Origin of the sequence: Micromonospora sp. NPDC023966 (assembly GCF_040639095.1) — a bacterium.
GTDB lineage: Bacteria > Actinomycetota > Actinomycetes > Mycobacteriales > Micromonosporaceae > Micromonospora.
Window position 1 is genome coordinate 159,133 of record NZ_JBEZZJ010000009.1, and the last position, 25,256, is coordinate 184,388.

16 protein-coding genes and 1 pseudogene are annotated in these 25,256 nt (G+C 69.7%); 15 read left to right on the plus strand and 2 right to left on the minus strand.

Translation table 11 applies throughout. From position 1 onward, the window contains the following. Window positions 1-87: 87 nt before the first annotated feature. The 9 genes from AB0F68_RS15380 (at window position 88) to AB0F68_RS15420 (ending at window position 17,654) form a co-directional block, all read left to right on the plus strand. The gene (locus AB0F68_RS15380) at window positions 88-1,347 is read left to right on the plus strand and encodes an RNA-guided endonuclease TnpB family protein (RefSeq protein ID WP_357337730.1); all 1,260 of its coding nucleotides are present in this window, start codon (window positions 88-90) and stop codon (window positions 1,345-1,347) included. Window positions 1,348-2,722: 1,375 nt separating this feature from the next. Beyond that, window positions 2,723-3,583 (plus strand): replication-relaxation family protein, encoded by an 861-nt coding sequence (locus tag AB0F68_RS15385; protein WP_357337733.1) that lies wholly within the window; start codon window positions 2,723-2,725, stop codon window positions 3,581-3,583. Between the two features lie 265 nt (window positions 3,584-3,848). Next, entirely contained in the window at window positions 3,849-4,673 is an 825-nt protein-coding gene (locus AB0F68_RS15390; RefSeq protein ID WP_357337735.1) for a PPOX class F420-dependent oxidoreductase, read from the plus strand. A gap of 51 nt (window positions 4,674-4,724) precedes the next feature. Beyond that, window positions 4,725-5,249 (plus strand): PadR family transcriptional regulator, encoded by a 525-nt coding sequence (locus AB0F68_RS15395; protein ID WP_313722872.1) that lies wholly within the window; start codon window positions 4,725-4,727, stop codon window positions 5,247-5,249. Beyond that, window positions 5,246-5,917, plus strand: a complete 672-nt coding sequence (locus AB0F68_RS15400; protein WP_357337740.1) for an ABC transporter ATP-binding protein — start codon at window positions 5,246-5,248, stop codon at window positions 5,915-5,917. Before AB0F68_RS15395 ends, AB0F68_RS15400 begins: the two co-directional genes overlap by 4 nt. Next, window positions 5,914-8,160 (plus strand): FtsX-like permease family protein, encoded by a 2,247-nt coding sequence (locus AB0F68_RS15405; RefSeq protein WP_357337742.1) that lies wholly within the window; start codon window positions 5,914-5,916, stop codon window positions 8,158-8,160. Before AB0F68_RS15400 ends, AB0F68_RS15405 begins: the two co-directional genes overlap by 4 nt. Window positions 8,161-8,262: 102 nt before the next feature. Next, window positions 8,263-11,217, plus strand: coding sequence for an AAA family ATPase (locus AB0F68_RS15410; RefSeq protein WP_357337744.1), 2,955 nt, complete (start codon window positions 8,263-8,265; stop codon window positions 11,215-11,217). Between the two features lie 80 nt (window positions 11,218-11,297). Continuing rightward, complete coding sequence (locus AB0F68_RS15415) at window positions 11,298-11,450, plus strand: hypothetical protein (protein ID WP_357337745.1); 153 nt, start codon at window positions 11,298-11,300, stop codon at window positions 11,448-11,450. 15 nt (window positions 11,451-11,465) lie between these two features. Further along, the gene (locus AB0F68_RS15420; RefSeq protein ID WP_357337747.1) at window positions 11,466-17,654 is read left to right on the plus strand and encodes a S8 family serine peptidase; all 6,189 of its coding nucleotides are present in this window, start codon (window positions 11,466-11,468) and stop codon (window positions 17,652-17,654) included. 120 nt (window positions 17,655-17,774) lie between these two features. On the opposite strand, the pseudogene AB0F68_RS15425 reads toward AB0F68_RS15420, so the two are convergent. Beyond that, window positions 17,775-17,975, minus strand: a pseudogene (locus AB0F68_RS15425) (IS5/IS1182 family transposase); the annotation flags it as partial. Between the two features lie 249 nt (window positions 17,976-18,224). On the opposite strand from AB0F68_RS15425, the gene AB0F68_RS15430 reads away from it, so the two are divergent. The 3 genes from AB0F68_RS15430 (at window position 18,225) to AB0F68_RS15440 (ending at window position 20,175) form a co-directional block, all read left to right on the plus strand. After that, on the plus strand, window positions 18,225-18,425 hold the full coding sequence (locus AB0F68_RS15430) for a hypothetical protein (RefSeq protein ID WP_357337812.1): 201 nt from the start codon (window positions 18,225-18,227) through the stop codon (window positions 18,423-18,425). 356 nt (window positions 18,426-18,781) lie between these two features. Beyond that, window positions 18,782-19,702 (plus strand): hypothetical protein, encoded by a 921-nt coding sequence (locus AB0F68_RS15435; RefSeq protein WP_357337749.1) that lies wholly within the window; start codon window positions 18,782-18,784, stop codon window positions 19,700-19,702. A gap of 206 nt (window positions 19,703-19,908) precedes the next feature. Then, the gene (locus AB0F68_RS15440; RefSeq protein ID WP_357337751.1) at window positions 19,909-20,175 is read left to right on the plus strand and encodes a hypothetical protein; all 267 of its coding nucleotides are present in this window, start codon (window positions 19,909-19,911) and stop codon (window positions 20,173-20,175) included. 266 nt (window positions 20,176-20,441) lie between these two features. On the opposite strand, the gene AB0F68_RS15445 is transcribed toward AB0F68_RS15440, so the two are convergent. After that, window positions 20,442-20,795, minus strand: a complete 354-nt coding sequence (locus AB0F68_RS15445; RefSeq protein WP_357337754.1) for a nitroreductase/quinone reductase family protein — start codon at window positions 20,793-20,795, stop codon at window positions 20,442-20,444. Window positions 20,796-21,004: 209 nt separating this feature from the next. Between AB0F68_RS15445 and AB0F68_RS15450 the strand changes: the two genes are divergently transcribed. The 3 genes from AB0F68_RS15450 to AB0F68_RS15460 all read left to right on the plus strand — a co-directional run bounded on the left by AB0F68_RS15450 (window position 21,005) and on the right by AB0F68_RS15460 (window position 25,207). Then, complete coding sequence (locus tag AB0F68_RS15450) at window positions 21,005-22,186, plus strand: L-histidine N(alpha)-methyltransferase (RefSeq protein ID WP_357337760.1); 1,182 nt, start codon at window positions 21,005-21,007, stop codon at window positions 22,184-22,186. 71 nt (window positions 22,187-22,257) lie between these two features. After that, window positions 22,258-22,854: a hypothetical protein gene (locus AB0F68_RS15455; RefSeq protein ID WP_357337763.1), complete on the plus strand. Its 597-nt coding sequence runs from the start codon at window positions 22,258-22,260 to the stop codon at window positions 22,852-22,854. Window positions 22,855-23,053: 199 nt separating this feature from the next. Further along, entirely contained in the window at window positions 23,054-25,207 is a 2,154-nt protein-coding gene (locus AB0F68_RS15460; protein WP_357337765.1) for an MMPL family transporter, read from the plus strand. Window positions 25,208-25,256 lie beyond the last annotated feature (49 nt).

The following is a 25,256-nucleotide window of genomic DNA, read 5'->3' on the forward strand; positions in this document are numbered from 1 at the left end:
AATTTCCGATGCCACCCGTTGTGCCAGGGTCGCCCTGAGCTATGGGAACGACTTGATCTGTCTCAGAACAGAGCTAACTTGTGGACCGTGCTGCTTCGCTACCGATACCGCATCTATCCGACGCCCGTCCAGCAGCAAGCGCTGGCGCGGGCGTTCGGGTGTGCGCGGGTGGTGTTCAACGACGGGTTGCGTGCCAGGCAGGAGGCCCGACAGCAGGGTCTGCCGTACGTGACCGACGGGGATCTGTCGAAGCGGGTCATCACGGAGGCTAAGCGAACGCCTGAGCGGGTGTGGCTGGGTGAGGTGTCGGCGGTGGTGTTGCAGCAGGCTCTTGCCGACCTTAATGCCGCCTACCGGAACTTCTTCGCCTCTGTGTCAGGCAGGCGCAAGGGCCGCAAGGTTCCGCCGCCGAGGTTCCGGTCACGCAAGGACAACAGGCAGACTATCCGCTTCACCGCGAACGCTCGCTTCCGAGTGCAGGGCAACGGCCGGCTGCGCTTGCCGAAGATCGGTGACATCGAGGTCCGCTGGTCTCGGCCGCTGCCGGCGACGCCGTCAAGCGTGACGGTCATCCGGGACGCGTCGGGTCGGTATTTCGCCTCGTTCGTCGTCGAGGCCACCGGCCAGCCGCTGCCACCGATCCGCACCGAGGTAGGGATCGACCTGGGGCTGACCCATTTCGCGGTCCTCTCCGATGGCACGAAGGTCACGTCGCCGAGGTTCCTGCGCCGCGCCGCGCGCAAACTCCGCAGGCTGCAACAGGCGTTGTGCCGCAAGCAACGAGGTAGCAGTAACCGCAAGAAGGCCGTGGTCAAGGTCGCCCGCGCTCACGCACGGGTCGCCGACGCGCGGCGGGACTGGCAGCACAAGCTATCCACCCAGATCATCCGCGACAGCCAAGCGGTGTATGTGGAGGACTTGTGCGTGTCAGGGCTCGCCCGCACCCGAATGGCCAAGTCTGTATATGACGCTGGTTGGTCGCAGTTCGTGCACATGCTGGAGTACAAGGCTGCTCGACATGGGCGGGTCTTCGCAAAGATCAACCGGTTCACGCCGACTTCGCAGACGTGCTCTAGATGCGGCCGGATCGATGGACGGAAGCCGTTGAACGTCCGAGCTTGGACCTGTCCCTGTGGGGCAGCCCATGATCGAGACGTCAACGCCGCAATCAATGTTCTCGCGGCGGGACGCGCCGAGAGGCTAAACGCCTGCGGAGCGCAGGTAAGACCAGCACCCCAGGTGCCGGCACCGCGCCGAGAAGCAGGAATCCACCCGGGCGCGAGCGCTGTCGCGCGTAGCGCGGAGGGAATCGCCGCCTCCTCGGGCGGAGAGAACGTCAAATGTTGATGCACAAGCTGCCACCCGAATCCGCGGTCAAAGTGGAGCTGCTCAGTCCCCGCTTGATCCTCAAGGTGACGGTCAGCGGTGGCTGCCTTGCCTGCGCCGGAGCTGGAGTGCTGACATCTTCAAACGGCGGCTGTCAGCACTGAAGCAGGACTCCGGGATCTCACAGACATCTGACAACACCTCGTAGCGGGTGGCGAGGGTGGTCAACTGTCGGCCACCGGGGTCCTGCCGCGGCGGCGGTTGCAGGTCGCTGACGACCACGGCGGGGTCCCGGCCACCGAGGTCGAGCGGGATGCCGAGCGCTTGCGCCTCGGTCGGCGCGCCGTGCGTCGCGAGTGGCCCGGCCGCGCCACTGACCGTCCGCAGCCCAGAGATGCACTCTTGCCGGGCAGGCCCAGGACACGTGGAGGGACAGCCCGTCTGTCAGGCCGCCGTGGCGGAGGACTCCGTTTTTCGCATCTCCCCGGCTGCCAGGGTTGGAGGACATCTCATCCGTTCTGGACTCGTGAGGTAGGGAATGTCATGTCACTCCGGGTGGAGCTGAGGTGTCAGACCGGCGGGTTGTCAACCAGTGGTTGTGGCATCACCATCGCGGGCGCCATGGGCAGAGCCTGCAGACCGGCGGCACCTCTGATTGCCACTCAGGAGGAGTCGACGTGAGCGCGATGCGGCTGCGCGCCCCTGCTGATGACGCTGTCCCTGCCATCGGAGCCTGGCGGTCTTGTCAACGCCCAGATCACGGCGGTTTCTGTCCGCGCGGGCCGCGGCCCGCGGCTGTCGGCCGTGCACGGGGCTCGTGCTTGTCGATGTCTGACAGCGCTGGACTGACAGGCGAGCAGGTTGCTTGTCAGACCCCGGCGGACATGACCGCATCTGTCAGCGGCAGCGCGGTTTGCCCTGACAGAGCGCCGGCGGCTGGGCTGTCAGACACGGCGCGAGTTTGTCAGACCGGCGTCCGACACCGGGCAGAGGTTGTCAGGCCGGTGTCAGAGACAAGGGTGTTCGTCAGAGCTGACAGAGCCCGGTTTGAGGGTGAAGGGTGGAGCGGGGCGGCGGCGGGTGGACAAACAGCCGCCCGGTGGCGCAGCAACGACGGTGACATGCCCAACCCGCGCGATGGCGTCGCAGTCAGCTGATCGGCGGTGCCAGCGGCAGGAGCGGTGTGCTTTCCGCAGACGTCGGCTTGCTGTCCCCGCTGCTGTCCTCGCTGCTGTCCGTCGTGCCGTCCGCCTTCAGGTGGACGCCCAGACGGACTCCCGCCGCGGCCTGTCAGCGCAGCTCACGGCCGGTATGTCAGATCCGGCCCACCGCTCAGAGACACAGGCGTGTCATCTCTGCCCACCCGTGCGCGGTCATCAATGAAGGAATGCCAGTCATGCCCGACCACGTCCTGCGCTTGCAGTCCATCCTCACCGCCCGCGACCACCTGCTCCTGCAATGGCTCGTCGACCACGGCGTGTTCACCACACCGCAGCTCGCCTACGCCCTGTTCCCGTCCCTGGACTTCGCGCAACACCGCCTCACACGTCTCACCACGCTGCGGGTCGTCGACCGATTCCGGCCCTTTCGCCCTGACGGGGGCTCCTATCCCTTCCACTACGTCATCGACCAGCTCGGCGTCGAAGTCGTCGCCGCTCAACGAGGACAGCCCCCACCACGCCCCGGCCAGGGCAAGGCCAACCGCCGGCGCTGGACCGCCGCCCGCACTCTCGGCCACCGGCTTGGCGTCAACGGCTTCTTCACCGACCTCGTGGGCTACGCCCGCACCCACCCCGACCACGCCCTCACCCGCTGGTGGCCCGAAACCCGCTGTTCCCAACCTGGCGCTTTCACTCGTCCCGGGAGCCCTGGGGATCCGGTCGATGTCCTCGCCCTAACCACGCCGATCCGCCCCGACGGGCATGGCATCTGGACCGCCTCCACCGGACAGGTGCCGTTCTTCCTGGAATACGACACTGGCACCGAACCGCTGACCGAACTTATGCGCAAGCTCATCGGCTACGCCCGCCTCACCGCCGCCGGCGGACCCCGCTGGCCGGTGCTGTTCTGGCTCCACTCCGCCGCCCGTGCCCGCCACCTCCACCAGCACCTCGCCGGCGCGCCGGTGCCCGTGCCTGTCGCCACCGCCAGCCGTGACCAGGCTGTGCGCATTGGCCCTGCGGGTCCGCTGTGGCATCTCCATGGTCGCCCTGGTCTGCTCACCCTCGCCGACCTCGCCACCACCAGCCCTCCGTGACACGGAGGCAGAGGATGACCCGGCTCCCGCATCCCGTCGTGTGAGCGCAGCGCCCAGACGGACCCCGCGTCGGGTGTAGATCTCAACGGCGCGTAATTGGGCGGTGATCCCGAAGCCTCCACGGGCATGGCCGTCGATCCCGCTGGCCTCCGACTGCCGAGCTGACCTGGCTCGTCGGCCGGCGCTTCGGAACGACCAAGGGCCGGCTCGCCGCGCGCTGCTCCGGCGGTGGTCACATCCCAGGCCGCCGGCCCGTCCCACGAGCATGAGAGCACTGGTACGTGGTACGGCCGCACTGCTCGGCGCGGCCTCGCTGGTCGTCGGGGTCTGGGCGCTGGCCCGGGCGGATTCGTTCAGCTCGGCGGTGAATTTCCCGCCGCACGAGCACTTCGTGCACGACGTCGGGGCGTTCCAGCTCGGCATCGGGGCTACCCTGCTGCTGGCGCTCATCTGGGCCGACGCCCTGGCGGTCGCCCTGGCCGGATACGTGGTCGGCGGGGCGGCGCACACCGTGTCGCACGTGGTCGACGCCGACCTGGGCGGCAGCGCGGCCCAGACCTGGCTGGTCCTGCTGTCGGCCCTGCTGGCCCTGGCCGCGCTGGTGGCCCGGCTGCGTCAGCTCGGCTGGGTGGTCGGATACGTCGACCCCGCCCCGGCACCTGGGTGGGCGCCGCTGGTGCGGCAGAAGACCGTGGTGCTGACGACGTTCAAGCGGGACGGGACGGCCGTGCCGACGGCCGTGAGCGTCGCGGTGGCGGGGGACCGGGCGTACGTGCGCAGCTTCGAGAAGGCGTGGAAGACCCGGCGCATCCGCAACAACCCGCACGTGAAGCTGGCCCCGTCGACGGCCCTCGGCAAGCCGACCGGGAAGGCAGTAGAGGCGGTGGCGCGGCGGTTGGACGGGGCGGAGTACCGCGCGGCCAGCCAGGCGCTGGTCCGCAAACATCCGCTGCTGCACGGGGTGCTGGTGCCGCTGACCCACCGGCTGGGCAGGGCCAGGACCGGCCGCACCGTCCACTTCGAACTGATCCCGTCGACGACGACCGGACAGCCGGCCGCTGCCGGTGCCGATAGCGGGAGGGTCCGCTGACATACGCCGGAGGTATATACGCGAGGTATACCCTCGGGTTATAGTCGCGGCATGAGCGTTCCCATGACCCTCCTTGGCCTGCTCGAACGGGAGCCCAGCCACGGCTACGACCTCAAGCGCGACTACGACGCCTTCTTCAGCCGGGGCAAGCCACTGCCGTTCGGGCAGGTCTACGCGACCCTGAGCCGGCTCGCCCGCGACGGCAAGATCGTGATCGGCGAGGTCGAGCCCGGCGTCGGCCCGGAGCGCAAGCGCTACGTCATCACCGAGCGGGGCGCCACCGAGGTCGAGTCGTGGCTGACCGAGCCGGTCCCGGCCGAGCCGAACCTGCAGACGGTCCTGTTCACCAAGGTGGTGCTGGCGCTCATGCTCGGCCGGCCCGCCGAGGAGTACCTCGACCGCCAGCGCGCCGCCCACCTGGGCCGGATGAAGGAACTCACCGACATCAAGCGCTCCGGCTCGCTGGTCGACGCCATGCTCGCCGACCACGGCCTGTTCCACCTCGAAGCCGACCTGCACTGGATCGACACCACAGCCGCCCGGTTGGACGCGCTCGCCAAGGAGGTGCGGGGATGACGGCGGTCGAGGCACGGGACGTGGTGCTGTCCTTCGGGGAGACTCCGGCGCTGCGCGGGGCGACCGTCGCGGTGGCCCCCGGCGAGATCGTCGCCATCATGGGCCCGAGCGGCTCCGGGAAGTCCACCCTCCTGCACTGCCTGGCCGGGATCCTCGTGCCGGACGCCGGCGAGATCCACTTCGACGGCCGCCGCATCGACACCCTCAACGAGAACCAGCGCAGCGTCCTGCGCCGGGACCGGTTCGGCTTCGTGTTCCAGTCCGGACAGCTCGTGCCGGAGCTGACCGCCGAGGAGAACGTCGCGCTGCCGCTGCTGCTGAACGGCGTGAAGCGGGCCGCCGCGCTGAAGGAGGCGCGGCCCTGGTTCGAGCGGCTCGACCTGACCGGGCTGGAGCGGCGCCGCTCCGGAGAGCTGTCCGGCGGGCAGGCGCAACGGGTCGCGCTGGCCCGCGGCCTCGTCGCCCGGCCCGGTGCGCTGTTCGCCGACGAGCCGACCGGCGCCCTCGACTCGCTGACCGGCGAGCAGGTCATGGACCTCCTGGTCTCCTCGGCCCGCGACGAGGGCACGACCGTCGTCCTCGTCACCCACGACGCCCGCGTCGCCGCGTACGCCGACCGGCAGGTCATCGTGCGCGACGGCAAGGTGAACGCGCTGGTGTCGGCATGATCCGGTTCGCGGTGCGGCTGTCCTTGGCCGGCGGACGGGAGGCCGCCACCCGGCTCGTCGTCATCGCCGCCGCCGTGGCGCTCGGCGTCGGCATGCTCCTCACCACGCTGGCCGGCATGAATGCCGTCGACGCGCAGAACCAGCGGTACGCCTGGCTCAACACCGCCGTCGCCCCGGCCTCCGCCGATCCCTCGGTAGAGCCGATGTGGTGGCTCATCCGGGAGGACTACTTCCACGGCCGGTCCATCGGCCGGGTCGAGGTCGCGGCGACCGGGCCGGACACCCCCGTCCCGCCGGGCATCCCGAAGCTGCCCGGGCCGGGCCAGTTCTACGTCTCACCCGCCCTCGGCGAGCTGCTGCGAGCCACCCCCGCCGCGGAACTCGGCGACCGCTTCCCCGGCCGGGACGTCGGCACCATCGGCCGAGAGGCGCTGCCCTCGCCGGACTCGCTGCTCATCGTCATCGGCCGCACCCCGGCCGACCTCGAACCGCTGGGCGCGCGCAAGGTCACCCAGATCATGACCACCTCGCCGGACGGCTGCCCCAGAGGCTGTTACGTCGGCATCAACCACGACGGCATGGCCCTCGTGCTGTCCATCGTCGCCGCCGCACTGCTCTTCCCGGTGCTCATCTTCATCGGCACCGCGACCCGGCTGGCCGCGACCCGGCGGGAACAGCGCTTCGCCGCCATGCGGCTGATCGGCGCCACCCCGCGGCAGATCTCCCTCATCTCGGCCGTCGAGTCGACCCTCGCCGCCGTGGCCGGCACTCTCACCGGGTTCGGCCTGTTCCTCGCGGCCCGGCCCGGTATCGCCGCGATCCCGTTCACCGGCGAGCCGTTCTTCACCAGCGACCTGTCGCTCACCGCCGTCGACGTGCTGGCCGTCGCGCTCGGCATCCCGCTCGGCGCCGTCGTGGCCTCCTGGCTGGCGCTGCGCCGGGTACAGATCTCCCCGCTGGGCGTCGCGCGCCGGGTCACCCCGAAACCGCCCCACGCCTGGCGGCTGATCCCGCTGGTCGCCGGGCTCGTCGAGCTGGCGTACTTCGTCGGCCGTCGCCCGCCGACGACCAACGGGCAGCTCACCGCGTACCTCTCGGGGTTTCTGCTGATCCTGGTCGGGCTGGTGCTGGCCGGTCCCTGGCTGACCATGGCCGGCGCGCGGGTGCTGGCCGGGCGGGCGAGCCGGCCTGCGGCGCTCATCGCCGGGCGACGCCTCGCCGACAACCCCCGGGCCGGCTTCCGGTCCGTCAGTGGGCTGATCGTGGCGCTCTTCGTGACCAGCGTCGCCACCGGCATCATCACCACCTACGTGGCCAACCGGGGCGAGCCGCGCACCGACTCGGTGGCCGCCACGTCCCTGTCGATCTCGTTCCCGCACGAGGAGGGCCCCGCACCGACCGCGGACCAGATCCCGGCCGGGCTCGCGACGATCCCGGGGGTACGCAGCGTGACCCTGGTCCGCGCCAACCCCGTCGACACGCCACCCCCGCTCGAGGTGAACGGGACGGAATCGCCCGCCTATCGATGGTGGTGGCCGGGCGTCATCACCTGCGCCGAGCTGGACCGGCTGGCGGTGTTCGGCAGCTGCCCCGCCGGCGCGCGGGTCGCGGCCGTGGCCGACGACCTGATCGGCGAGCGCGCGTGGGACCTGACCAACGACAGCTACGTCTGGGCGCCGGCTGACCTGGACCCGGCGCAGGTCGACCGGCAACCGATCCGGTCGGTGGTCGTCAACACCACCAGCCGCGCCGCGTTCGAGCAGGCCCGGACCATGCTGATCAACGCGTTCCCGACGATGCGCTTCCCGTCCAGCGTCGCCGAGTGGGAGTCGAACTCCGCACGGCTGATGGTGCAGTTCCAGCAGCTGGCCAACGTGATCATGCTGGCCAGCCTGCCGATCGCGGGCTGCAGCCTGGCGGTGAGCGTGGCCGGCGGTTTGAGCGACCGGAAGCGGCCGTTCAGCATGCTGCGGCTCACCGGGGTGCAGCTGCGCACGCTGCGGTGGGTGGTGGGGCTGGAGACCGTCGTGCCGCTGCTGCTCGTCGCGGCCGTGGCGATCGGGATGGGGTTCCTGGCCGCGCACCTGTTCCTGCGGGCGCAGCTCGGCTACACGCTGCTCGCGCCGGACGGGTCGTTCTACCTGATGGTCGCCGGTGGGCTGGCGGTGTCGCTGGCGATCGTCGCCTCGACGCTGCCGCTGCTGCGCCGGATCACCGGCCCGGAGACCGCGCGCAACGACTGAGTTCGGTCGGGGAGGGCCGGGCGAGGCAGCCGGCCCTCCGCTTCGAGCAGTACGTGGATCGCGCTACTTGCGCCCGAGCAGCGAAAAGCGAGATCATCACGCATGCTCGACCCCTCGCCCGAGGGCGAACGGACTTCACCGACGGTTTCCACGCCGCATTTCGTGGGTCGTGATCGGGAGATGACGGCGCTTCGGGGCGCCTTGGCCCGGCCACCGGCGATCGTGCTGGTGGAGGGCGAGGCGGGGATCGGGAAGAGCCGACTGCTGCGGGAGTGGTTGGCCGCGCCGGACCAGCACACCGCCTTGGTCTCGGTGTGCCCACCGCTTCGCGAGTCGCTGACGTTGGGGCCGATCGTCGACGCGTTCCGTGGGATCGACCGGCCGGTGTCCCGATTGCGGCTCACCGAGCTTGCGGGTGCGTTACGACCCCTGTTCCCTGAATGGTCGTCGGACCTGCCGCCCGCATTGCCGCCCTTGGACGATGCGAAGGCGGCGCGGCATCGCCTGTTCCGCGCCCTGGACGAGCTGCTGCGGGCTCTGCGTGTCGACGTTCTCGTGCTCGAGGACGCTCACTGGGCCGACGAGGTGACCTTGGAGTTCCTGCTGTTCGTCACCTCCCGACAGCAGTCGGACGGGCCGAGCCTCGTGGTCTCCTATCGGCCGGAGGAGGTGGACGCCGGGTCGCTGTTGCTGCGGCTGACGTCCCGGTTGCCCGCTGGCGTGACCCAGCTGAGGATCGCCCTGGCGCCGATGCGACCCGACGACACGGCAGCGCTGGTGTCCTCGATGCTGGACGGCAACCCGATATCGCAGGAGTTCACGACGTTCATGCACGAGCGGACCGGTGGTGTTCCGCTGGCGCTGGAGGAGTCGGTTCGCCTCATGTGCGACCGTGCCGACCTCGTCTTTCGCGACGGGCAGTGGGTCCGGCTGAAGCTGCGCGAGCTACAGGTGCCGCCGACGGTGCGCGACTCCACCCGGGAGCGCGTGGGCAGGCTGTCACCGACGGCGCAGCAGGTGCTGCGAGCCGCAGCGACGTTGGCTGAGCGGTCGTCGGTGACCACGATCGCGATGACCGCCGGTCTGTCACCGGATGCGTGCCGAGGCGCTGTCGCGGAGGCGGCCAATGCCGGCATCCTCGACGGAAACGACCGCGGCCAGTGGCGGTTCCGGCACGTGCTGGCCGCCACGGCTGTCTACGAAGCGATCCCGTTGACCGACCGCAGACACTTCCACCTGCTGGCCGGCCGGGCGTTGGAGGACATCCATCCGCCGCCTGTCGCCCGCCTTGCCCGCCACTTCCGTGAGGCGGGCGAGACGCGGTCCTGGGCGCGGTACGCCGAGCGGGGCGCCGAGTTGGCCATGGCCTCGGGTGACCACACCAAGGCCGTCGACCTGCTTGTCGATCTGTTGGCGTGGGCGGTGTTGCCGCCGGTGGATCGGGCACGAGTCGCGCGCATCGCCGGAGTTGCCGCACTGGGCCGTCGTGAACCGGTCGACGAGGTCTACCACCGCGTGATCCGTACCTTGCGCTGGGTGCTGGAGACCCCTGAACTCTCCGCCCGCCAGCAGGCCGAGATCCGCAACCCCCTGGGTCGACTCCTGATCACCGGGGGTGAGGCGCAGGCCGCACTCAGCGAGCTGGAGCAGGCGGTGGCCAACCTCGACCACGACCCGGTCGAGGCGGCTCGGGCGATGACTTACCTGGGATGGGCCTATGCGGGACCGTGGCCCGCGTCGACCCACCGGCGTTGGCTGGATCGCGCCGCCGAGCTCGCCGGCGAATTCGATTCTCCCGCGGCGCGGTTGAACCTGGCCGGCAACCGGGCCGCGGCGTTGCTCATGCTCGGCGAAGAGGAGGCCTGGGACGTCGTCGCCGACCTGCCCGTCGACGGCGCGAGCTCGGCGGAGCGTCTCGACGTGGCCCGCATCCACGCCAATGTCGGGACCGGCGCGCTGATCTGGGGTCGGTACGCCGACGCGGACAAACACCTCACTGTGGCCATGCGCCTTGCCGAGGCCGAGCAGGCGTCCCGGTTGCAGCACAACGTCCGACTCGAACAGGCCAACCTGGCCTGGCTGACCGGCCGGTGGGAGGGTCTCGCGGAGCGAAGCGCGGCACTCGCCGATGCCGACCGGGACCGGCCGGCGCACTACCTCGGCAGCATCCGCCTCGCGGCGCGGCTGGCAGCCGCGGCCGGACGGCGGCGCGCCGCCGAGGAGCAGTTCCGGCTCGTCCTCGAGGAGTCTGCCCGTCTCGGCGCGGCCGACGACACGATGGAGGCCGCCGCCGCGCTGGCCAGACTGTGGCTGACGGACGGAAACAGCGCCCGGGCGCTGCAGGTCACGAACGAGCCGATGGACACCGTCCGGAGAAAGGGCATCTGGGTCTGGGCGACGGACCTCGTCCCCGCCCGGATCGAGGCGCACCTCGCGGCGGGCGACCTGAAGGCCGCGACACGCCTGGGCGACCAGTTCGCCAGAGGACTGCGTGGCCGTACGGCGCCTGCGCCTCGCGCCGCGCTCGCCGTATGCCGTGCCCTGCTGCTCGCGGCAGCCGGAGACCACGCCCGCGCGGCGACGGCCTACGGTCGGGCGGCGGGCGCCTGGAGCGCGTTGCCGCGTCCCTACGACGCCATGCTCGCCCGCGAGCGCCAAGCCGAGGCGCTCATCGCGCAAGGCCAGATCGAGCAGGGCCGAGAGCTGCTGGCCGCGCAGTACGAGCAACTGTTCAGGCTCGGCGCCCGCGGCGATGCGGACCGTGTCGCACAGCGGCTTCGCGAACACGGCGCCGAGGTTCCGCGACTGTGGCGCGGCGGCCGACGAGGGTACGGCGACCAGCTCTCACCTCGCGAGCTCGACGTGGTCCAACTGGTTGTCGCCGGCAAGACGAACCGGGAGATCAGCCGGATCCTGGCCAAGTCGCCGGCCACGGTGGATCAACAGCTACGTGCGGCGATGCGCAAGCTGAAAGTGACCTCCCGGACCGCGCTCGCGGTCAAGGCAGTGGAGGCCGGAGTGTTCGCAGAAGAGGACTCCCTCGGCGACGCGTCGTGAAAATTGACGTATCCGCTGGATAGCGAGCGGTCACTCGTCCGCCGAGCATGACTGCATGATCCATAGCCGTAGGCCAATGCATGGCTGAGCGACCTGTCGCGCGTGACGACTCCGCCAGCGAGCACCCGCCACCTCTCGAGGTGTCGCGCGAGCCGCGCGTCAGCGCCTCCGACGCCCGCGACGCCCACGACGCCGACGAGCACGAGAGCCACGACCCCTACCAACCCCTGTAGGCAGAAGGATCCCGCATGAGACTCAAAGCCCTCGCGGCTTCGCTGGCCGCAGCGGTCGGCCTGAGCATGATCCAGCCATTACCGGCGTCCGCCGCTGAGCCCGATCCCGGCGCGGCCGCCAACAAGATCGCGTCGAACCTGAAGGATCGCTTCCGCACGCAGCCGGCTTCCGACTTCTGGATCACGTTCGACACCAAGGCCGATCTCGCCCCCGCCAAGAAGATCGCGAACTGGACCGAACGCGGTCAGTTCGTCTACGACGCGCTGCAAGTGGCAGCGAAGAGCTCCGCGGCGTCCGTCGCCGCCGAGCTCGACGCGGCGGGCGTGAAGTACACGTCCTACCCGCTCGTCAACGCCGTGCTCGTCAAGGGCGGCACGCAGGAGCTCGCGCTCGACGTCGCCTCGGTCGGGCAGGTCGCCGAGATCCACGCGACGCCGCAGGTCGCGCTGGTCGAGCCCGTCGAGGAGAAGGTCCCCGCCGACCAGGCTGCCCGCCCCGCCGCCCCAAAGGCCGCCGCCGAGGCAGGCATCACCACGTGGGGTCTGGATGCCATCCACGCCCCCCAGGCGTGGGCCATGGGCGCCACCGGTGCGGGCATCACCGTGTCCAACCTCGACTCGGGCGTCCAATTCGACCACCCCGCCCTGATGCACCAGTACCGCGGCACGAAGCCGGACGGCACCGTCGACCACAACTACAACTGGATGGCCACCCGGGGCCCGTGCACGGGCGCGCCGTGCGACGACAACGGACACGGCACGCACACCATGGGCACCATGGTCGGCGACGACGGCACCGAGCACATCGGTGTCGCCCCGGACGCGCAGTGGATCGCGACGAACGGCTGCTGCGACAGCAGCGGCGTCGAGTCGCTGCTCAAGTCCGGCTGGTGGCTGCTTGCTCCGACCGACGTCAACGGGAACAACCCTGACCCGTCCAAGCGCCCCCACGTCATCAACAACTCGTGGGGTCAGACCCTCGAGCACAACTTCGACGACTTCTTCCAGGCCATCGACGAGGCCTGGAGCGCCGCGGGCGTCTTCAGCGTCTGGTCTTCGGGCAACACCAGCCCGTACGCGGCCTGCGACACCGTCTCCTCGCCCGGCTCCGCCGAGAGTGCCTACTCCGTAGGCGCGTACGACTCGGACGGCACGCTCGCGTCGTTCTCCCGCAAGGGTGAGGGTGAGGGTGGCCGGATCAAGCCCGAGATCTCCGCTCCGGGCGTCGCTGTCCGTTCGTCCTACCCGAACAACAGCTACACCGAGATGTCCGGCACGTCGATGGCGGCTCCCCACGTCGCCGGCGCCGTCGCCGACCTGTGGAGCTACGACCCGACCCTCATCGGGCAGGTCGAGCAGACCCGCCGCCTGCTCGCCGACTCGGCCGTCGACGTCGACGACACCGAGTGCGGCGGCACCGCCGACGTCAACAACAAGTACGGCGAAGGCCGGCTCGACCTCGTCCGCCTGCTCGAGCTCGCGCCCCGGCAGGGCGGCACCCTCACCGGTGTCGTCACCGCCAACGCCGCCCCGGTCCCCGCCGCCGACGTGACGATCAGCGGACCGTTCAGCCGGTCCATCGGCACCGACAAGGACGGCCGGTTCAAGATCAACCTCCCGGTCGGTGACTACCAGCTCAGCACCAAGGTCTTCGGCTACCTGACCGCGACCGCCAACGTCACGATCTCCCTCGGCCAGGACACCTCCGTCAAGCTGCCGCTCACGGCCGCCGCGCGCCACGACATCAGCGGCAAGGTCGTCGACGACAAGAAGCAGCCGGTACCGAACGCCGACGTCTCCGTCAAGGACACGCCGCTGAAGCCGGTACGTACGGACGCCAACGGCGCGTTCACGATCGCCGGTGTGCCGGAGGGCCAGTACGGGCTCGCCGTCACGCCCAACGCGTGCCTCTCGCCGACGTCCCTCCCGATGACCGTCGGCACCGAGAACACGTCGCTGGAGATCCCGGTCGGGCTCGTCGTCGACAAGGGCGGCTACAGCTGCGCCGTCTCCGAAGGCGAGTACCTGCACGGCACCGACCCGGTCGCGTTCACCAGCGGCGTGTGGGCGACGGTGAAGCTGCCGTTCCCGGTCGCGCTCTACAACGGCAGCCACGACACCCTCGGCATCAGCCTGCGCGGCGTGATCTCCCCGGACACCTCCACCGGACCCGGCAGCGGCGGTGCGGGCATCTTCCCGTTCTGGGTCACGTCCCCCGTCGAGTTCGCCCCGGGCGGGGGAGTCTTCACGTCGGCCACCAAGGTCGACGGCGAGGACGCGTTCGTCGTCGAGTTCCGCAACGCCAAGATCTGGGCCTATCCGATCCGGTCTGAGTACACGGAGCCGGTCAGCTTCTCGGCCGCGCTCACCCGCTCGGGCAAGGTGATCTTCGGGTACGGCGACGGCATCGGGACCGACGACCCGGTGACCGGCGGCGCCCGCACCATCACCGGCATCCAGGGCTGGGCCGGCGTGGACGGCATCCGGTTCTCCGACAACGTCCCGGTGCTCCACGACGGGATGATCGTCACCTACGACCTTCCGGACTGGGGCTACCTCGACGCGACCGTCGTCGACAAGAACGACGGGCTGCCGGTGTCCGGGGCCAAGGTCTCCTTCACGAACAAGAACGGGCTCGTCGAGGCGGTCACGACCAACGCGACGGGCATCGTGCATCGGCAGCTGCCGGTCGCCGACTACACGATGACGGTCGAGGCGCCGAACTACGTGACGGGGTCGTACGACTTCACCCTCGACAAGCTCTACGCGAAGGCGACGGTCGACGCGCGCCTCACCACGGGCGTCGCCGGTCTGAAGGCGAGCGGCCTCGACGCCGTGATGGGCACCGACCAGAACGGTGTGGGCTCGCTGACGCTGACCAACACCGGTTCCGCCCCGCTCACGTACGACCTGGGCGAGGCCGCGCGCCACCCCGAGCTCGACGCCACCGGCGCCACCGCGCGCACCGGGACGGGTGCGGCCAGCACGATCGACCTCACCGCCTGGAAGGCCGGTGCGAGCGGCATGAAGCCGTCGAACGTCGACGGCAAGGCGGCGACGTCCAGCGCCGCGGAAGCACAGGCGGCCGGCAAGGTCGGCCCTACCGCCGGCGGAGACGTCATCACCCGGATCGCCATCCCGGGCACGATCCAGGAGAAGGAGCCCTCCGGCATCGGGTACGACGGCGACGTCTGGGTCCACGACTACAACGCGCGGACCAACACCGCCTACACGGTGACGGGCAAGCCGACCGGGAAGGTCTTCGACGCCTCGTGGAACCCCGCGTACCGGGCGTTCGACATGGCGCTCGACACCAAGACCGGTGACATGTGCCAGATGGAGGACAGCCCGGCCAGCTACATCCACTGCTTCGACCGGGAGACCGGGAAGGAGACCCGGCAGATCAAGGGCGACTGGTCCACGCTGCAGCTGACCGGCCTCGCCTACAACCCGACGGAGGACGTGTTCTACGTCGGCGGCCGGGCGAACGGCATGATCGGCACCGTCGCCGGTACGTCGCACGACAACGCGGGGGCGCTGCTGTCCTTCTGCGCCCCGCCGCTGCCCGAGGTAATGGGCCTGGCCTACAACCAGGCATCCGACACCATCTGGTACACCGACCTCACCTTCAACAGGCCCACCCGCCTGCTGCAGGTCGACCCCGACGACTGCTCGCTGGTCAACGCGTGGTGGTTCCCGGGCCAGAAGGCGACCCAGGGCGGTGGCCTCGAGACCGACTCGACCGGGGCGCTGTGGGCGGCGGACCAGGTCGCCGATGACGTCGTGCTGGTCGACGTCGAGGACGACCTGCTCACCGACCTGCCGTGGCTGTCGCTGTCCTCGACCGGCGGCACCCTCGCCCCGGGTCAGTCGACGACCGTCAAGGTCTCGATCTCCTCGAAGGACACCAAGCCCGGCGTCCTCGGCGCGAACATCGTGGTGAGGTCCGACTCCGGACGGCAGTCCAAGACGTACGTCCCGGTGACGCTCACGACCACGAAGTACCAGGTCGGCGTCAACGCCGGCGGCTCACAGTTCACCGACGGCTCCGGCTACACCTGGTCCGGGGACCAGGCCGCCGGCAAGGAGGCGTGGGGCTACGACGGGAAGACGAAGGTCGCCTCCACGCAGTCCGGGATCGAACGTACGACGGACGACGCCCTGTTCCAGTCGCAGCGCACCACGCCCGACAAGCAGTTGTTCTACCGCTTCCCCGACGCGCCCAAGGGCACCTACGCGATCGATCTCGGGTTCGCCGAGATCGAGAACGTGGCCAAGGGCAAGCGGGTGTTCGACGTCCTCGTGGACGGAACGCTGACGGAGTACGCGTACGACACGGCCGCGGCCGTCGGGCCGAACGCCGCCGACTGGCGCACCGCCGTCGTGAAGCACGAGGGCGGTCCGCTGACCGTGGAGCTACGGGGCTCGAAGGGCCTGAAGGCCCCGACCATTGCCGCGCTGCGTGTGACGCTCGACCCGCGCGCGGACGCGGCGGAGCCGGAGCCCCAGCCCGAGCAGCCGGAGCCGGGCCCCGTGCCGGTGGCCCCCGCCGGTCGCTCGTACTCGATGAAGGTGACCGACGGGCTCTATCGCCAGGGTGCGGAGGAGTCCGGGTGGCACGGCGATGACGTCTGCGGCGTGCTGTGGTTCGACTCCAGCTTCCTGTTCCCGTTCTACGACACGGCCTGGGACGGCGTGTGCGTGACGACGAACGGCCAGCTGATCTTCGACCAGGCCAGCGCCGTGGGGAACAACACGGAGCTGCCGTCGCCATACGAGTTCGACGCGATCTATCCGCTCTGGGACGACCTGGTCGTCGACGACGAGGCGGGCATCTACTTCGGCAGGACCGAGGTGGACGGCCTGGCCGCTGAGGTCATCGAGTGGCGCAACGTTACCTTCTACGACGACCAGACGGCTCGGGTGAGCTTCTCGGTCACCCTGATCGCGGACGGCCGCGTCCAGATCGGGTACGGCGACGGCGTCGGCGGCGACAATCCCCTCACCCGGGGGTCGTCGGCGACGGTCGGCCTGGAGAGCCTGACGCGCAACCCCGCGGGCCAGTACTCCTTCAACCAGCCCATCCTGAAGGCCGGCCTGGGGCTGGAGTACACCCTCCCGGCCGCGGGCACGATCGAGGGCACCGTCACCGACAAGAACGACGGCAAGCCGATCGAGGGCGCGATCGTCACGCTCAAGGGGCCGGGCGGTGAGCGGGTCATCACGGCCGACGCGAAGGGCCGGTGGAAGGCCCAGGCGCTGGTCGGCGAGAACACCGTGGAGGTGTCGGCGCCGAACTACGTCACCGCCAGCCACCCCGTGACCATCGCCAAGAAGGATCAGGCCGAGGTGGTCGACACGGCGTTGACCACGGGCATCGCCACCGTCACCGGAGGTGACCTCGACTGGCTCCTCGACAAGGGCCAGAAGGCGACGGCCGGCGTGACCGTGACCAACACCGGCTCCGCCCCGCTCGAGGTGCGGCTCAGCGAGCAGAAGCGCACCAGCGACGGTGGGCACGAGGCCGCCGACCTTCCGTGGCTGACCCTCACGGGCGCGGCCGCAACCGGCACGGTCACGCTGGCGGCCGGGGAGTCCACCACGGTCACGGCGACGGCCGACAACGCCGGCGTCGAGCCCGGTGTGCTCGTCGGGGACGTGCTCGTAGCGTCGAACGCCGGCAAGAGCGAGGCCCAGCTCAAGCCGGTCCGCCTGGCGACCTCGGCCTACTGGAAGGGCATCGACGTGGGCGGATCCGGGTACGTCGGTGCCGACGGCTTCGTCTGGTCGCCCGACCAGGAGCTCGGCTCGCGGCCGTGGGGCTACGTCGGCGGCACGGCGCGTGCCACCAAGGCCGACATCGGCGGCACGGAGGACGACGACCTGTTCCGCACCCAGCGGACCGGCAAGACGTTCACCTACGTGTTCAAGGACGCGCCCGCCGGGACGTACCGGCTCGGCCTCGACTTCGCGGAGATCGAGAAGGTCAAGGCCGGCACGCGTACCTTCGATGTTCTGGTCGACGGCAAGGCCGTACTCCACGACCACGACGTGCAGGCGAGGGCGGGTGCGCTGACCGCGGACGTGAACACGGTCATCGTCGAGCACGCCGGTGGCGATCTGAAGGTCGAGCTCCGCAGCGAGATCGGCGAGCGCGACCCGATCCTCAACGCCCTGAAGGTCCAGCAGGACCCGCGCCTGTGAGATAGCCGAACCGGTCCGCCAGCAGTGGTCAGAGCCTCCTCGGAAAGGATCGCCGGGGAGGCTCTGACCGCGACTGCCGGGTTTGCATCTTTGCCCGTACTCGCGCCCTTGGGCCCTTCTTCATAAGTTCGGTCGGAGCCATCCGTCGATCGTGGCGACGTGCACGGTGGCGTGGTAGCGGACGGCGAGTTTGTCGTAGCGGGTGGCGAGGGCTCGGTTGCGTTCGAGCTGGTTGATGCCGCACTCGACGGCGTGGCGTTGCCGGTAGGTGGTGGGGTAGAAGGTTGGCGGGCGTCCGCCTTTCGAGCCTTTCCTGCGTCGCTCGCGGCTTGGTCGATCTCGCTGGCGATCGTCGCCTCGACGCTGCCGCTGCTGCGCCGGATCACCGGCCCGGAGACGGCGCGCAACGACTAGTCGTCCTGGCCCGTCGGAGTCACGCCCGTCAACAATCTCACCGACCAGGCGAGAATCTCCTGGGTCGTTCGGTAGTTGACGGTGAGCCGCCGGCTGCGGCCCCAGATGCCGATGCCGAGCCGAGCCGAGCGACACGTGGTTGTCATAGATCCGCTGATGCGGATCGGAAACGATGAACAGGTCGTCGGGCCCAGGGGCGACGCCGACCCCACCCAATTCCAGTCCGGCAACCCCTACGGCAGCTCCCACGTGGTCGGCGACGGCCCGCCCGGTGAGGTGATCCTGCAAGCGGCCCGCCACCAGGCCCGCCGCGTCGTCGACGTCGCCGCCCACCTCAAGGCCGGCCGCGTTGCCTGATCAAGCAAGCAGGGTGGCGAGGCAGTTGCGAGGTCGATGCCGGGCGCCAGGCGCGGCGGTGCCGCACTCATCACGCTTGGCTCGGTCCCGAATTCGCCCGAAGAGGCCGTACGGACACATTGCGTGTGATCCGCGCCGGGTGCAAGGCTGGATCGATGGGTTGGTGGAATCGATTTCGACGTGGATCGCGTCAACCTCTGCGCCGGCCAGGCCCGGGCGTACCACCGGCCCCCTGGTCGTCTGACCTGCGGGAGCTGATCGGGGACCTTTCGTCGGCCCAGCCGGAGTACCGGGCCGAGCTGCTGGCCCTGCTGCGGCGATTTGAGTCGGCGAGGTACACGCACATACCCGAGCCGGTGTACGAGATCGGCGAGATGATCCGCCGGCATGCGCCGGTGCCGGACGACGACGCGGCCGCCGCGGCCTGGGCGGTCTGGCACGCCGTGCCGGAGCTGGACCTGATGGCGAGCGCCCGGGATCGCTGCAAGCACGCCAAGAGCCTGCTCGGCACGCTGCGCGAACTGGTGCTGCACGGCCCGGACCCGGCTTTCGAGATCGGCGACCCGGACACCACCATCGCCGATGCCCTCCGGCTCGAGGCGGAGCGGATCGGTCACGCACCGATGGCCGGTGAGGGTGAACACCAGGTTGGCTACCGGGCCGCGTACGCCGCGTTCGTCAAGCAGATGGCGCATCGGGCGAGGGAACTCGAGGGGTTGCCGGAGCGCAACCCCCGCCGCGGCGTCCTGGCCACGACTGCTCCGTCCGCAGACCCGACCGATTCGCCCACCCCGGTGCTGGTGGCCCTACGCGACGCCGTGGCGGCACTCCCGCACCAGCGGGACGCTCGGCGCGAGCGGTGGACGGCGCGGGTGACCAACGCAATCGAGCCATTGCATCCCGGCGTGGATCCGACCGCCCTCGGGCGGGCGATCGTGGCTGACTTGCCGGAGCTCGACCGTCTCGATGAGACGCTGGGCCGTCTCGAACGGATTGAGGAGCAGTTGGCCGCGACGCAGCGGCGGTTGGCGGCTCAGCGGGCGCACCTGACCGAGGAGGTGATCCGCTGGCGTAACGCGCTTGCCCGCGAGCTGCGTCAGCAGGCCGACCATCACGTTGCCGCGACCGGTATCTCCCTCGACGCCGATTTCACCGCCGGCTTCACCCTGGCCAGCGACCAGATCGCCCGGCACCTGCGCGAGCGGGCCGACCGGCTTGCCGTCGCGGACCTACCCAAGCCCTCCTTTCCGATGACCCGGGCCAGAGACGCGACCTGACCGCGGACCACCGTCAGCTCAACGGTGATGGGGACACTCGGCACGGTGTGACGCGGTAGGCGCGCCGAGGGCCGGCGCCACGACGGCGAACGCCTGATCCATCAGCTCGGCCAGGTGCTGTTCGGCGTCGCCCGGCTGCGGCATGTTCCCATCGGCCGAGCCAGGTCCGCAGCGATGTCAGGGATGGGGAGTTCGGGCTGTCGGCGATGATCGTGGAGTCCGTCAGGATCATGGCGGCTGAGGTCGCGGTGGTGTGGCCGATGCCGCGTCCGCGGTCGGGTAGCGCGGCAATGCTGCATTGGTGGCCGCCGACGATAACGGAGAAGGCCGTCCATGACAGCGAATCCGGCGGCGCGCCCGGCACCGAATTGGCCGCGCGCCTTGCCGTCGAGCCGATCATGGTCCCCGGCACCCACGAAGCGATGCTGACCCATCCCGACGATGTAGCCAGAGCACTGCTCGCGAACACGTGAGGGGTCGCCGATAGGTCCTTATTGATCTTGCTGATGTGTGCACCGTGTGCTCTCCAGCGGAAGCTATCCCGGCACAATCTGCGCTACCTCAGGTCAATCGGGGTCAACGATCATGGTCGCTGACCCGTCTGGTGTGATCCGCGTTTGGTCGTCGGTCGGGGCGGTTCGCCGGGTCAACGCAGGTCAACAAGGGTCACTCCCTGTCAACGCGGGTGGACCCGTCACACAATCTCGACCAAGCTCCCTGGACAGCACACCTAGGCCGGCTACCCGAGCGGGACCTGGACCGCCACGTCGTGCTTCGGGTAGTAGCTCTCCACCGTGTCGGCGCCGTACTTGGCTCTGAACAGCTCGACCACGTGGTTGACCCGGTCGGCCTCGGTGATCGGGGTGGCGCTCGAACTCAGCGCCGTGCCGTTCGCCGTCACCTCGATCATCGGCGTCTGCCGGACGTTTTTGTACCACTGGCTGTCCGAGCCGGTCACCGGGACCAGGAACACGCTGTCCTCGTCCAGCACGAACCACACCGGGTGGGTGATCTGCCGCCCGGTCTTCCGGCCCGTCACGGTGATCTCGACCTCGCGGACGCCGTCCAGCGCGTCCCAGACCACGTTCGCCACGATGCCCCCCTTTGCGCCTCTCCGTCAGGCTAGGCACTCCCGCGCCGGCCCGCCGCGGGTTCCGCGACCTTGTCACCCGGTACGGGCATACCCCCGCCGCGCTAGATCATCAGCGGCTTTCTGGGTCCACTGAGGAGACTTTCGCGCTGTTAAGGTTGGCGGGCGGAGCATGGGGGACCGGTCCGACCTCGCTCGGGGGATGGCACAACATGGATCAGCAGGCCAGGGAACAGTTGAAGCTTCTGCGCAGGCTCGAGAAAGTCATTTCGGAAACCGAGTTCTCCTGGTCGCTGTGCCTGGTGGGAGAAGACCAGTCCCGGAAGCTCAACGAGCTGGCCGCGGAGCTGCAGCGGCCCTTCTCCTCCACCGGCGACGAGAAGCGGATCGTGTCCGGCTATTCCTACTGGGGGATCGAGCCGGCGGTCAACTGGCAGCGGGCCTGCACCGATCCCAACTATCCCGTCATGAGAGACGGGATCGAGACCTTCAGCCGGCGCTGGCGAAACCTGCACTCCCGGCACAACGGCCGGCCCTACCACTACATCAGCCTCGGCCCAGGCACCGGGGAGAAGGATGCCGCGGTTCTGGCCGACCTCCATCCGCTGAACCCGGAAATGTATTACGTGCCCGTCGACATGAGCGCGGAGATGCTGCGCCTGGGCCTGAAGCCGATACAGTCGCTGCCCTTCTTCCGGCAGTTCCGGAATCAGCTGCTTCCCGTGCAACTCGACTTCTCGGTCGAAGAGAACGTGGCCGAGCTGAACGAACTGCGTGACCGGCTGATGGGGGACGAGCCGGTGCTGTTTTCTCTGCTCGGCAACACGATGGCCAACTTCGACGAGGACGTCTACCTGGTCGAGCGGCTGAGCAAGCAACTGCTCCGCCCCCAGGACCGGCTCATGGTGGAGGTGGCCACCGCATCCCACCTCGACGACCGGATGGCGCAGCAGGCCGCCCGCGAGTACGAGACCAGCTGGGTGTTCCGCGAGTTCGTCATCAGCGCCCTGCGCCAGAACACCGACCTCTCGGTGAACATGAACTACGTCCGCTTCGAAGGGGTGGTCGACGAGGGCCGGTCGCTGGTCATCAAGGTGATCTACTGCAACCGCTCGGCCGAAGACCTGAAGATCGTGCTGCCGAACCGCAGCGAGGTCCACTTCCCGAGCGGCGACACCATCCGCCTGCTCATCACCCGGAAATACCAGCTCAAGGCCCTCGCTGCTGCGCTGGCCAAGGCCGGCCTCTTCGTGGAGAGCGAGGCCTTCACCCAGTTCCAGGCCTATGAGCGGGTCCGCCGGTTCGGCATGGACCTGATGCTCCTGTCCAGCAGCGATGCCGGTACCAGCCCCGACACGGCCGCCCGGGACGTGTTCCGCCGCCCCGGCAAATGACGGGCGGATCGCAGCGGCGGCCACGCCCGGCGCACCTGCCGTCCTGGGTGACGGCACCACGCACCTGGATCATGCTGGTCACCGCCGGCAGCCTGGCGGTGGCCTTCGTCGTCAGTGCCATCTGGTGGACCCGGTCATCCGGCACGTCGAGCTTCGAGCCGGCCGTGCAGATCCTGGGCCTGCTCGGCGGCATCACCGGCATCGTCGCCGAGCGATGGGCGGCAGGTCGCGAGAGGCGCGCGGAGGCCCTCCAGGCCATCGGCGACGAGTTGCAGGACAACGGGAGGATTCTGGCGTCGCCGCCGTTCGCCGTGGGCACCACGCAGCCGGCTCGCCGGCAGGTCTACCCCCGGATGAACCTGTCAGCGGTGAACGCCGCGCTGTCCTCGGCCGTGCTGTCCCCACGACGCGACGAAACGCTCGTCGGCATGCTGCACGACTGGCGGAACGAGGCGGAGATCTTCAACCACCAGCTCTCCCTGGCCGAGATCCTGGCCTTCACCAACGGATCCGACGACGTGCTCCGCGACCTCTACCAGGGACTGCACAGCGCCGACGGACCCCTGGAACGCATGCAGGACGCGCTGAACGCTCTTCTGGCCACGCCTCCACTCGCCACGGCCGGCCTCGGACCGCGCAGCGCCGGGGCAGCGGGCGGCGCACGGTAACAGCCGCCGGAACGGTGCGAGGGTGCCTGAACGGCCCGTGAGACTCACCGGGCCCCACACCGCAAGCGTCCGAAAAGGATTGCTGCCCGACGGTAGGCTGCACGAGAGGTAGCGAAGGGCACCCAGCAGAGTGACGGGCCGGCGCCGAGGGCGCTCTGCGCCCCAGACATCCGTTGTGCCGAACACACGGGGGGAAACCATGTTCGAGCGGCTGGGCACATTCGTCGTACGCAGAGCCTGGTGGGTGATCGCCGGCTGGGTGCTCGCGGCCGCCGCCATCATCCTCACCACGCCGTCGCTGAGCGACATCACCTCCGCCGACCAGGAAAGCTTCCTGCCCCGCTCCTACGAGTCGGTCCAGGCCACCGAACTCGGGCAGAAGGCGTTCCCCCAGCAGGCCGCCGCCACGGCGACCATCGTCGTCAAGCGCGCCGACGGAAAGCCGCTCACCCCGGCCGACGAGGCGAAGGTCGGCCAGTTCGCCCAGTCGCTCAAGGCCAGGAACATCCCGGACACGACCGGCTACCTCACCGGCCCGCCGGCCGTCGCGCCGGACAAGTCGGTCCAGGTGATCAACGTCGGGCTCGACGCGGCCACCCCCGACGACCCGGCACTGCTCAAAGCCGTACACGACCTCCGGGCCGCCATCGGGCCGGAGCTGGCCGGCAGCGGGCTCACCGCGGGCGTGGCCGGCGACGTGGCGAGCTTCGTCGACAACGAAGACACCTTCAACAAGGCCTTCGCCGTGGTCGGCGTCGCGACGATCATCCTGATCATCGGACTGATCCTGATCATCTTCCGCAGCCCCATCGCCGCGCTGCTGCCCGTCGTGGTCGTCAGCGCCGTCCTGACCATCACGACCGGGCTCGTCGCCGCGGCCGGCAAGGCGTTCGACCTCAACGTCAGCCAGGACCTGCAGACGATCCTGCTCATCGTGCTGTTCGGCATCGGCACCGACTACATCCTGTTCCTGCTCTTCCGCTACCGCGAACGGCTGCGCGCCGGCGACGACAAGCGCACCGCGATGATCGTCTCCGTCCAGCGGGTCGGCGAGGTCATCACCTCGGCCGCCGGAGCCGTCATCGTCGCGTTCCTCGTGCTGCTCCTCGCCTCGCTGGGCTTCTTCGGCTCCCTCGGCCCCGCGCTCGCCATCGCCGTCACCGTCATGCTGATCACCTCGCTCACCCTCATCCCAGCGGTCGTCTCGCTGCTCGGCCGGTACGTCTTCTGGCCATCCAAGGCGTGGCAGCGTACCCCCAAGGCCACCCTGTCGCGACGCCTCGGCACCGCCGTCGGACGGCGCCCAGCACTCGTCGCGGCGGCATCCGGCGCCCTGCTGGTCGCGCTCGCCGCGGGCGTGCTCGGCTACAAGGCGGACTACGACTTCAGCGCCGGCTTCCCCCAGGACACCGAGTCGTCGAAGGCCCCGAAGGACCTCCAGCGGGGGTTCGCCGCCGGCGCCCTCGCCCCCACCGAGGTCTACCTGACCACCGGCAACGGCACGCCGCTGACCGAGCAGCAGGTCAACGACTTCGCAGCGGCCGTGGCGAAGGCCCCAGGAGTGGGCCGGGCGCAGCCGCCGGAGCGGAGCAGCGACCCGAGCGTGGCCCGAGTCAACCTGCTGCTGAACGAGAACCCCGTCTCCAACGAGGCGATCACGCTCGTCCGGGACGACCTGCGCGACGCCGTGCACGCGGCGGCCCCACCCGGCACCCGGGCGCTGGTCGGTGGAACCACCGCGATCTTCGCGGACATCAACTCGGCGAACAACCGGGACCTGTCGGTGATCCTGCCGGTGGCGGCGGGGCTGATCGCGCTCATCCTCGCGCTGCTGCTGCGCAGCCTGGTCGCGCCGATCTACCTGGTGATTGCGGTGCTGCTCAACTTCGCGGCGACCCTGGGCGCGACGGTCTACGTGTTCCAGGGGCTCCAGGACCAGCCCGGGGTGACCTTCCAGTTGCCGATCATCCTCTATCTCTTCGTGGTGGCGATCGGGACGGACTACAACATCCTGATGATCGCGCGGCTGCGGGAGGAGGCACGGGAGGGCAACGAGCCGCACGAGGCGGCCGCCATCGGCGTGGAGCATGCCGGACCTACGGTGGCCGCGGCCGGGCTGATCCTGGCCGGGACCTTCGGGGTGCTGATGCTCGCGCCGATCTCGTTCCTGCAGCAGATGGGGTTCGCCGTGGCGATCGGAATCGTGCTGTCGGCGTTCGTCATGTCGATGTTCTTCGTGCCGGCGCTGACGGCGCTGATCGGACACAAGGCGTGGTGGCCAGGGCATGGGGACGAGCGGCCGGTCAGGGGGCGGCATACCCCGCCGGAGCCGGCGAGCGTGGCGGGGGTGTAGGGGGCAACTCGGCGCGTCGCCCGCTACATCGATCTTGACTGATCGTGAG